Genomic DNA, 8,960 nt, shown 5'->3' with positions numbered 1-8,960 from the left:
CTGGTGATTCTCGCGCCAGGATTTCTCACCGCGTGGGGCATGGGAAACGAGGGCAGTTACGTCGACGTGATGTTCTTCGGCACGCTCATGCTCGGACTCGTCGCTCGCCTCCTCAGCGATGACCGACACTCGGTCACCACGGCTTTCTGGATCGGCATCCTCGGGGGGCTCGCCTTTTGGGTCCATATTCTGGCGACTTACTATCTTCTTGCTTGCGCGGGAGTGCTCGCCTTCCATCGGGTGGGTCGGCTCAGCCTCATGCGTCTCGGCGCCTTCGCATCCGGGTTCGCGGTTGGCGATTTCCCCGGCCTCCTGTGGAACGCCACAAACGACTGGCTGAGCTTCCGCTGGTGGACGCTCGATGCCGAAACCCTGGAAACCGGCGATCGCCTCGGTCGCTTCGCACACCAGCTCGGAGAAGTATTCGCCACCTCCTTTCCCGTTCTCGCCGGCTATTGGCCCGCGTACGACCCGCCGGGGACGAGCCCGGCATGGCCGATCGTGCTTGCGCTCTTGATTCCCGCGTCGTTCGTGAGCTTCGCCGCCCGCCACCGCAGAAAGCTCACCAGAACGACGCCCGAGGCGATGCTACTCGCGTTTGCCGTCCTCGTGGTGCTCGTCTTCGCCATGAGCAGCTTCGGGTGGATGACGGCCGAACCCCGCTACCTCCTGTTCGTGTTCTCGGTCGTGCCGATCTTCGTGGCCTGTCTGCTCGCCACCTTGTTCCGATGGGCCCGCCCCCTCGCCGTCGTGGTTGCGATCGGCCTTCTCGCCATCAACCTTCGCGGCAGCCTGTCTTACTGGAAGCAGGCCCGAGCGAGCGATCCCGTCAATCGTGAATATCTGCGACGGCTCGACGAGCTCGGTATCCGATACGTCCACTCCGATTATCATTTGTCGTACAAGTACGTCTTTCTCAGCCACGGAAGGATGGTGTGGACGTCCGCGCTCGGGCCGTCCAAGACCGAGTGGTACGAGCCGTTTCGCGACGAAGTCGAGGCCGCTTCGACGTTTGCCCTGGTGCCTCGAAGCTTTCGTTTCGCCGAGCGGATCGAACGACGCCTCGAGGCGCGCGCCATTGGCTATCGCCGCGAGAACCTTCTATACCCGTTGCTCTTCGATTTCAGCGAGCCGGTCACGCTGGAAGAGCTGCGTTAGCTGAAATCAGCTCGGGCTCAGGAAACGCCTCAGAGACGGCCGCGGCTCGTGATCGTCGAGGCAGCAGTGCTCGAGCTCCTCATGGACTCGGGATGTCTCGGGCTGAATCGTCACGTGGCGTATGCCGTAGCGCTCGCGAAGCAAAGAAGTGGCCGCTCTCAGGACATCGTCGGCGATGTCGGCGGAAAAAACCTCGGCATGGCAGCTGAGCGAGACGAACCCCGACGTCACCGTCCAAATATGCAGATCGTGGACGTCGACGACTCCGGGAATCGCCACGAGGTCCCGGCGAAGCGCCTCCGAGTCGACGTGGCGGGGCGAGCTTTCCAGCAGCACCGAAACGGTCTCGCGAACGAGACGCCAGCCCGAGAAGACGATCAGCGCGGCGATGAAGAGACTCACGATGGCATCGATGGGCGTAAACCCGGTCCAGCGAATCACGAGCGCAGCGACGATCACGCCGGCGGAGCCGAGCGCGTCTCCGAGCACGTGAAGAAAAGCGCCTCGCACGTTCAAGTTGGCGTGGCGATGCCGGCCGAGCACCTGAATCGCGGCGAGATTGACGACCAAGCCGACCAGGGCGATGACCAGCATCGGTCCGCTGGCGACCGGCTGCGGCTCCCTCAGTCGAGCGAGGGCGTGCCACGAGACGACGAATGCGATTGCGAGAAGCAGAGCACCGTTCGCGAGCGCAGCCAGAATCTCCGCCCGATGAAAGCCGAATGTGCGGCGTTCGGTGTGGGGATGACTCGCCATCCACATCGCTGCCAGCCCGAGACCGAGAGCGGCCGCATCGGAAACCATGTGCCCTGCATCGGCGATCAGGGCGAGACTGTTCGCCAGAACGCCTCCTACGAGCTCGGCGATCATGAACCCAAACGTCAGGAAGAACGCGAAAAGCATCGCCTGGCGACTCGCGAGCCTCGAATGCCCGTGAGAATAGAGTGCCGTTCTCGTCGAGCTCATGAATCGCCCGCGCGCGCCTTTTCGAGCGTGTGCTCGAAACCCTGCTCGAAGAGCCTTCGAATATGGTCGTCGTCCAGACTGTAGAAAACGAGCTTGCCCTCCCGGCGGCTCCGGACCACACGCAACTGGCGCAGTGTTCGTAGCTGATGGGAGACCGCCGATTCGCTCATGCTCACGACCTCGGCCAGGTCCGACGTGCACAGCTCGCTCAGGGACAGCGCATGGACCATGCGTACCCGCGTCGGATCGCCCAGCACCTTGAAGGTCTCGGCAAGCATCCGGGCCCGATCGATCGAGAGAACCTGCTCTCGAATGTCCGACCGACAAACGTGCGTGCCAAAGACTTGCGTCGACATGATTGAATGATAAATCAATCGTTCACTCCGGCCAACCACAAAATTTCGCTCCCTGGTCTTATTCTTGACTGGTCGTTCTAAAATGGGTATACTCGTGTCGATGTCGAGACCGCGCGAATTCGACCGGGACGAGGCGCTGGAGCGCGCCATGGAGGCGTTCTGGACCAAAGGCTACGGGGGCACCTCGGTGCAAGACCTGGTCGATTCGATGGGCATCCAGCGAGGAAGTCTCTACGCGGCTTTCGGTGACAAGCGTCAACTGTTCCTGGAGGCGCTGGAACGGTACGAGGAGCGCTTCTATCTCAAGATGCTTGCCTTCCTGAAGTCAGGAAACTCGAGAGAGGGTATCCGACGCGTCTTCGAGCAGGTGCTCGAGGACTGCGCCTGCGGAAGCGGCGTCAAAGGATGCCTGATAACCAATACCGCAGTCGCCCTGGCCGAGGAAGACGTCGACGTTCGCGAAAGGGTCCGGAGGAATCTCGCCCGCGTGGAGAGTGCCTTCCAGCAATCTCTATTGGACGCCAGGCGGCGCGGCCAGCTCCCGGCGAGGTTCGAGCCCCTCGCCATCGCGAGGTTTTTGACCAACGGCCTTCAGGGACTTCGGGTCCTGGCAAAGTGTTCGGTCGACTACGACGTGCTGAAAGACGCCGTCGACATCACGCTTTCGATTTTGGAAGACCCCGCTCCGCTGCGGGCCTAGAATTCAGGAAAGGAGACGCCTGCTAATGGGCAAATACATCACAGCCACCGAAGAGAACTTCAAGACCGAGGTTCTGCAATCCGACAAACCCGTTCTCGTGGACTTCTGGGCCGATTGGTGCGGTCCGTGCAAGATGATCGCGCCGGCCATCGAGGAGCTTGCGGAGGAGTTCGACGGAAGGGCCAAAATCGCCAAGGTCAACGTCGACGAGCATCAGGCGCTCGCCATCGAGTATGGCGTGCGATCGATCCCGACGCTGCTCTTCTTCCGTGACGGCAAAGTGGTCGAGCAACTCGTAGGCGCCGCCCCCAAAGGGGCACTGGCGGAGAAATTGAACGGCCTGGTAAAGGTCGCATCCTGAGTCCGGCGGCGGAGCCCATCCGGCTCCGCCGCTTCGCCGCCGATCCGATGCGCAATCTCCTGACTCTCATAGCCGGAGCGGCTCGCCGACGGTTTGGACGCCGTCGAGGAGCTCGCGTAGACTGACGCGATGGACGAGCTCGGACGGCCGCTTCGCAGCTTGAGGGTGTCGGTCACCGATCGCTGCAATCTGCGTTGCCAATACTGCATGCCCGAGGTGGACTACGTTTGGCTTCCCAAACGACATCTCCTTTCCTTCGAGGAGACGGCCCGGCTCGTCGGCGTCTTCACCGAGATGGGCGTCGACAAAGTTCGGCTCACCGGGGGGGAACCGCTGCTTCGCAAGGACCTCGCCTCTCTCGTGCGGCAGCTCAGTGACAACCCACGTATTCGAGACCTCGCACTCACCACGAACGGTATCCTGCTCTCCGAGCAGGCCGCGGCGCTGAAGCAGGCGGGCCTCGATCGAATCACGGTGAGCCTCGATACCCTCAAGGCCGATCGGTTTCGTGAGCTCACCCGCCGGGACCAGCTCGACCGGGTGTTGACCGGCATCGATTCGGCCGCTGCCGCCGGGCTTCGCGGCCTCAAGATCGACACCGTGATCCTTCGCGGGACGAACGAGGACGAGATTCCCGATCTGATCGAGTACGGGGAGCGCATCGGCGCCGAGGTGCGGTTCATCGAATATATGGATGTTGGCGGCGCCACCGCCTGGTCATCGAACAAGGTTGTCTCCAAAGAGGAGATCTTGGATTCGGTGCAAGCGCGTTTCGGGGGCCCGATCGTGCCCCTGGAGGCCGAGAGCTGGGCGCCCGCCAAGCGCTACCGTCTTCCGGGCGGCACGACGTTCGGAATCATCGCATCCACCACCGAGCCTTTTTGTCGCACCTGCGATCGTGGTCGTCTCACCGCGGACGGCGTGTTCTACCTCTGCCTCTACGCCCAGACCGGACTCGACCTCCGAGAGAGGTTACGGAGCGGGGCGCACAATCGAGAGCTTCGCGCCGTCATCGAGTCGACGTGGGCAGCGCGTCGGGACCGAGGGGCGGAGATCCGACTCGAACAGGCCCAACGCTCGCCTCTGGTCGAACGCGAGGCGTTACGTCGAGATCCTCACCTCGAGATGCACACCCGCGGTGGATGAGACCCCTCGCTTGGGCTCTCGTTTCCCTCATCGGTTTCTTCCTCTTTTTCCTGTTCGATCCTGAGCCCACATTCAGGCCTCGGGAGTCGGGAGTCGTCGTTTCCGACCGGGCACGCGCCATTCACCAGGACGCCATCGTCGTCGATCTCCACGTCGACTCCCTTCTGTGGCAACGCGAGCTCGAGGAGTCCGGTCAGGGAGGACAGTTGGACTTCCCCCGGATGCGCCAAGGGGGGCTCGACGTCGCGGCTTTGACGCTGCCGACGCGGTTCTTCGGTGTCGCCGGCCTCAAGGCGTTTCACGACCTCTGGCCTCCGTCCGCCTGGTTCTCATCCTACGCGCGGCTGAGGGTTCAGCTGGGCAAGACCGAGGCCTTTCACAGCGCGCACCGGGCGAGCGACCCGGAGTCGATTCGAAGAAATGCCGGAGAAAGTAGACTGTCTTACTTTCACGGCATCGAGGGCGCGCACGCGCTCGATGGAGACTCGAGCCGGGTGGTGCCGCTCGAAAAACTGGGAGTCGTCTTCATCGGCCTCGTCCACTTGAAGGACAACGCCTATGGAGGAAGCTCGTCGGGGTCGGACCGAGGCCTCACCGAGCTGGGAAGACGGCTTCTCGAAGAGATGAACCGCGCTTCGGTCCTCGTCGATCTCGCCCACGCGTCGGAGCGGACCTTCTTCGATGCCATCGAGCTCACAGCCTACCCGCCGCTCGTAAGCCACACGGGCGTGCGGGCAATCCACGACCGATGGCGCAATCTCTCCGACGACCAGATCCGCGCGGTTGCGTCGAAAGGAGGCGTCATCGGGGTCATGCTCGCTCCACCCGGTTTGAAAGAACCGAGTCTCGACGAAGCGCTCGACCACATCGAGCACATCGTCGCGATCGGCGGCGAAGATACGGCGGCCATCGGATCCGATTTCGACGGCTACGTGGACCCTCCCATCGACGTCTCCGGATTACCGCAGCTCACCGAGCTCATGGTGCGTCGAGGATGGAGCGAAACGCGCGTTCGAAAAGTCCTTGGTGAGAACGCCCTCCGCCTTCTCGAAAGCCGATGACCGAGCGTCACTCGTTCCGCGATCCCACCCGGATGTGGGAAGCCTCGAAGTAGCTTTCGAGGATCTCGAGAGCCTGGGAAACGCTCGTCGAAGCGTACAGGCTCTGGCGGAGGGTTGCGCCGCCCACGAGCCCCTTGGTCACCCAGCCGATGAAGGCTTTCAAGCGGCTCAACACGCGGCGGTCGGGCTTTTGGCCACGAAGCCTTTCGACGAAGCTCACGAGCAGGGTCCGGTAGTCGTCGAGTCGGACGCTATCAACCGGCCTTCCGGCGAATCCGTCGGAAATCTGCCGGAAGACCCAGGGGTTCTCCAGCGCTCCACGGCCGATCATGATGCCATCGACGCCGGTGACATCGAGCATTCGACGCGCGGACTCGAGGTCGTGGACGTCACCGTTTCCGATGACGGGAATCCCGACGGCCTGTTTCACGTCGCGGATCACGGACCAGGCCGCCTGCCCCCGATGGCGCTCGCTGCGACAGCGAGGATGGACCGTGATCGCCGCGGCTCCCGCCGCTTCGAGCGAGCGAGCCAGCTCGGGCGCGTTGATCGAGCCATGGTCCCATCCGGAACGAATCTTGACGGTCACCGGAATCCGGGTCCGCGCCACCATCTTGGCCACGACCTCGGCGGCGAGCCCGATGTTTCTCATCAACGCCGCTCCCGAGCCCGTCCGCGTCACCTTGGGAACCGGGCAACCCATGTTGACGTCGACGAGGTCGGCGCCGAGGTCCTCGACCATCGCGGCCGACTCGGCCATGCGCGCGGGGTCGCAACCGAAGATCTGAATGCCCACTGGCCGTTCGTCTCCGCCCACTTGGGCCAGCTCGCGCGAGAACGCGCTCCCCCGCGTCAGCCCCTCGGAGCTCACCATCTCGGTGACGACGAGCCCCGGGCCTCCGAGATCGCGCACCAGACCTCGAAAGGCGCGGTCGGTGTGACCCGCCAGCGGCGCCAGAACGAGGGGCGGTTCGAGCCGCAGACGACCGCCAATGTCGAGTGGCTTCATTGCCGGTTCACTCCTCGACTCGCTCGTCGGCCACGACCTCGTAGAGCTCGCCCGGACGAGCGGCGCTGGCAGCGTTGTCAGGGAGCGCAATGACGGTGACCGCGAGCCTTCGATTGCGCAGATTCAAAACGAGCTCATCGCCTTCGGCCACACTGTGCCCGGCACGCGCCGGCTTTCCATTCAGCCGCACGACGCCCTCGTCGCAAAGCTCTTTGGCAAGCGATCGGCGCTTGACGAGCCGCGAACGCTTCAGGAACAGGTCGAGGCGCAAGGGAGTGTTCAGAGCTTGATCTCGATGATCGCACGCTCTCGGAGCTGACGGATATAGCGCTCCATCTGCGCCTCGAGCTTCTCCTGGAAGACGGCGTCAGCGACTTCGCTCCGGACCTCCTCGAGGGGCTTGGTCTTCGCCTCGATCTTTTCCTCGACGCGAATGATGTAGAAGGCGCTTGGAAGTCGGATGATCTCGCTCACCTCGCCGGGTGACAGTTTGAAGGCCGCGCTCCCGAGGGGCTCGGTGAGGTCGCCTTCGTCCCAAAACCCCAAGTCCCCTCCTGCCTCGGCGGAGCCGGACTCCGAATGGAGGCGGGCCATCTCGGCGAAGTCCGCTCCCTGCTGCACGTCCTGAAGGATGCGCCGGATCTTCTCGCCCTTGTCGAGCTCGTTGCTCTCGTCGAAGCGCACGACGATCTCGCGAAGCCGTACCCGGGCGGGCTCGCTGTAATCATGGATGTTTTGCTGGTAGCGCTCGTTGATCTCGGGCTCGGAGACCGAAACCTTGCTATCGACCTCCATGCGGCGGACCTCCTGGAGAAGGAGTCCGTCCTCGAATCGCTTCCGCAGCATCTCCATATTGCCGCCCTGCAGCTCTACCTGACGAACCAGATCGTCCTCGGTCTCGATCTTCATTTGCTCCATCACGCCCTTCTTCCACTCCTCGAAGAAACGCGACGGTACGCGAAGCCCTCGATCCTCGGCGACCTGGAGGACGAGCAAGTTGTCGATCATGCGATCGAGCACCTGGCGCCGGAGCTCGCCGATCTGGTCGGGGGTAGCTTCGGGGCCCATCTGCTCGACGGCTTCGAGCATCTGAGCATCGAGCTCGGTCAGGGTGATGATCTGTCCGTTGACCTTCGCCACTATCCGTTCCACGGTCTCAGCCATCGCCTGCCCGGCGACGAGGCAAAGCACGAGGGTGCCCCAAGCTCGCGCGCGCCTAGCTCCGAGAGTCCAAATCGAGCTCGTCATTCCATCGCTCCTTTCGCGTTGTCTGCCTCGTCATCCGGAAGTTCTTCCGGCAGGAGGAACGCGAAACCCAAGTTCTCGTGAAACACCTTGACGGGATATCTCCGCTTCAGCTCGGCGAGATATCGCTCCATCGCCTCGTCGCTCTTGACTCGAAGGAGCTCTACCCGGATGACGTCCTCGACGTCGTCGAGCAGGAGCGCTTCGGCCTCTCGTCTTGCGTTGACTCGGAAAATGTGAAATCCGAAATCCGTGGTGACGACATCCGAAAACTTGCCGGGCGCGAGAGAAAAAATTTCGATCTCGAAGCTCGGAGGAAGCTCTCCTGGTGAGAAAGTGCCCAGATGGCCGCCCTCGATCGCTTCGGGCCCCATCGAGTGCTGCCGGGCGAGCTCCTCGAAAGCCGATGGTTCCCCCAAGAGCTTCCCGCGGAGCTCGGTGGCGAGCTCCTCGTCGTCCACGAGAATCTGCGAGACGTCGACGGTCTCCGGGCGGGCGAAGTCCACGGCGTGCTCCGCGAAGTAATCGGCGACTTCCTCGTCAGAGACGCTCAGCGCCGACAAAACGTTGGTCTCGACCAGCTGCTCGATGCGAGCCTGGCGCTCGACGTTGCCCTGAAGAGCGGCGTCGTCGAGGTGAGAGGAGACGGCGGGAGCGGGCTCGAGTCGCCTCAAGGCCTCGAGCCTGTTCGCGACCTTCTCGCGGTCGGGCACGATTCCGGCATCATCGGCGGCTTTCAGGAGAAGCTGCTCTTCGATCATCTGCTCGAAAAAAGCCGCCATCAAATCGTCCGAGACCACCTGAGTGTCCTGTTGGACCGAGAGTCCCACGAAGCTCTCGAGCTCTTCGAGGGTGACGGTTCTTCCCGCCACATCGAGAACGACCGCCTTTTCTCGGGGAATCTGCCACTCGCAAGCGAAGAACAGGCACACGAGCGACCCGACGAGGAAACGCATGA

General features: G+C 62.9%; 11 protein-coding genes. 5 read left to right on the top strand and 6 right to left on the bottom strand.

Annotated features, from left to right (window positions below; translation table 11 throughout):
• Nucleotides 1–1,158: hypothetical protein (locus tag VEK15_07785; GenBank protein ID HXV60577.1), on the top strand; the 1,158-nt coding region annotated here is incomplete at its 5' end.
• 6 nt (nucleotides 1,159–1,164) lie between these two features.
• Here the strand turns inward: VEK15_07785 and VEK15_07780 are convergent.
• Together VEK15_07780 and VEK15_07775 are read right to left on the bottom strand one after the other, a co-directional pair.
• The gene (locus VEK15_07780) at nucleotides 1,165–2,124 is read right to left on the bottom strand and encodes a cation diffusion facilitator family transporter (protein HXV60576.1); all 960 of its coding nucleotides are present in this window, start codon (nucleotides 2,122–2,124) and stop codon (nucleotides 1,165–1,167) included.
• Nucleotides 2,121–2,480, bottom strand: coding sequence for a metalloregulator ArsR/SmtB family transcription factor (locus VEK15_07775; GenBank protein ID HXV60575.1), 360 nt, complete (start codon nucleotides 2,478–2,480; stop codon nucleotides 2,121–2,123). Before VEK15_07775 ends, VEK15_07780 begins: the two co-directional genes overlap by 4 nt.
• 100 nt (nucleotides 2,481–2,580) lie before the next feature.
• Here VEK15_07775 and VEK15_07770 point away from each other — a divergent pair, with 100 nt between their 5' ends.
• The 4 genes from VEK15_07770 to VEK15_07755 all read left to right on the top strand — a co-directional run bounded on the left by VEK15_07770 (nucleotide 2,581) and on the right by VEK15_07755 (nucleotide 5,748).
• Nucleotides 2,581–3,180, top strand: a complete 600-nt coding sequence (locus tag VEK15_07770; protein HXV60574.1) for a TetR/AcrR family transcriptional regulator — start codon at nucleotides 2,581–2,583, stop codon at nucleotides 3,178–3,180.
• Between the two features lie 25 nt (nucleotides 3,181–3,205).
• Nucleotides 3,206–3,541: a thioredoxin gene (gene trxA, locus VEK15_07765; GenBank protein HXV60573.1), complete on the top strand. Its 336-nt coding sequence runs from the start codon at nucleotides 3,206–3,208 to the stop codon at nucleotides 3,539–3,541.
• Nucleotides 3,542–3,670: 129 nt separating this feature from the next.
• Complete coding sequence (gene moaA, locus VEK15_07760) at nucleotides 3,671–4,687, top strand: GTP 3',8-cyclase MoaA (protein HXV60572.1); 1,017 nt, start codon at nucleotides 3,671–3,673, stop codon at nucleotides 4,685–4,687.
• Nucleotides 4,684–5,748, top strand: a complete 1,065-nt coding sequence (locus tag VEK15_07755) for a membrane dipeptidase (GenBank protein HXV60571.1) — start codon at nucleotides 4,684–4,686, stop codon at nucleotides 5,746–5,748. Before moaA ends, VEK15_07755 begins: the two co-directional genes overlap by 4 nt.
• A gap of 7 nt (nucleotides 5,749–5,755) precedes the next feature.
• On the opposite strand, the gene dusB is transcribed toward VEK15_07755, so the two are convergent.
• Genes dusB through VEK15_07735 form a run of 4 tightly spaced genes read right to left on the bottom strand, consistent with a single transcriptional unit; the run spans nucleotide 5,756 to nucleotide 8,958 of the window.
• Complete coding sequence (gene dusB / locus VEK15_07750) at nucleotides 5,756–6,757, bottom strand: tRNA dihydrouridine synthase DusB (protein HXV60570.1); 1,002 nt, start codon at nucleotides 6,755–6,757, stop codon at nucleotides 5,756–5,758.
• Between the two features lie 7 nt (nucleotides 6,758–6,764).
• Nucleotides 6,765–7,028 (bottom strand): RNA-binding S4 domain-containing protein, encoded by a 264-nt coding sequence (locus VEK15_07745; GenBank protein HXV60569.1) that lies wholly within the window; start codon nucleotides 7,026–7,028, stop codon nucleotides 6,765–6,767.
• Between the two features lie 8 nt (nucleotides 7,029–7,036).
• Nucleotides 7,037–8,005 carry a peptidyl-prolyl cis-trans isomerase gene (locus tag VEK15_07740; GenBank protein ID HXV60568.1) on the bottom strand — a complete coding sequence of 323 codons (969 nt, stop codon included), beginning with the start codon at nucleotides 8,003–8,005 and terminating at the stop codon, nucleotides 7,037–7,039.
• Nucleotides 8,002–8,958 (bottom strand): peptidylprolyl isomerase, encoded by a 957-nt coding sequence (locus tag VEK15_07735; protein HXV60567.1) that lies wholly within the window; start codon nucleotides 8,956–8,958, stop codon nucleotides 8,002–8,004. The genes VEK15_07740 and VEK15_07735 overlap by 4 nt, the downstream gene beginning before the upstream one ends.
• Nucleotides 8,959–8,960 lie beyond the last annotated feature (2 nt).

Source organism: Vicinamibacteria bacterium, assembly GCA_035620555.1.
Taxonomy (GTDB): domain Bacteria; phylum Acidobacteriota; class Vicinamibacteria; order Marinacidobacterales; family SMYC01; genus DASPGQ01.
Note: the sequence above shows the minus strand (reverse complement) of the source record. Positions and strands in the feature narration are given on the sequence as shown.

What these genes read in the sequence shown, in the direction of transcription:
- VEK15_07735 (HXV60567.1), bottom strand. Translation starts at nt 8,958, where the DNA reads ATGCGTTTCCTCGTCGGGTCGCTCGTGTGCCTGTTCTTCGCTTGCGAG.
- VEK15_07755 (HXV60571.1), top strand. Translation starts at nt 4,684, where the DNA reads ATGAGACCCCTCGCTTGGGCTCTCGTTTCCCTCATCGGTTTCTTCCTC.
- VEK15_07770 (HXV60574.1), top strand. Translation starts at nt 2,581, where the DNA reads ATGTCGAGACCGCGCGAATTCGACCGGGACGAGGCGCTGGAGCGCGCC.
- moaA (HXV60572.1), top strand. Translation starts at nt 3,671, where the DNA reads ATGGACGAGCTCGGACGGCCGCTTCGCAGCTTGAGGGTGTCGGTCACC.
- trxA (HXV60573.1), top strand. Translation starts at nt 3,206, where the DNA reads ATGGGCAAATACATCACAGCCACCGAAGAGAACTTCAAGACCGAGGTT.
- VEK15_07775 (HXV60575.1), bottom strand. Translation starts at nt 2,480, where the DNA reads ATGTCGACGCAAGTCTTTGGCACGCACGTTTGTCGGTCGGACATTCGA.
- VEK15_07780 (HXV60576.1), bottom strand. Translation starts at nt 2,124, where the DNA reads ATGAGCTCGACGAGAACGGCACTCTATTCTCACGGGCATTCGAGGCTC.
- VEK15_07740 (HXV60568.1), bottom strand. Translation starts at nt 8,005, where the DNA reads ATGACGAGCTCGATTTGGACTCTCGGAGCTAGGCGCGCGCGAGCTTGG.
- dusB (HXV60570.1), bottom strand. Translation starts at nt 6,757, where the DNA reads ATGAAGCCACTCGACATTGGCGGTCGTCTGCGGCTCGAACCGCCCCTC.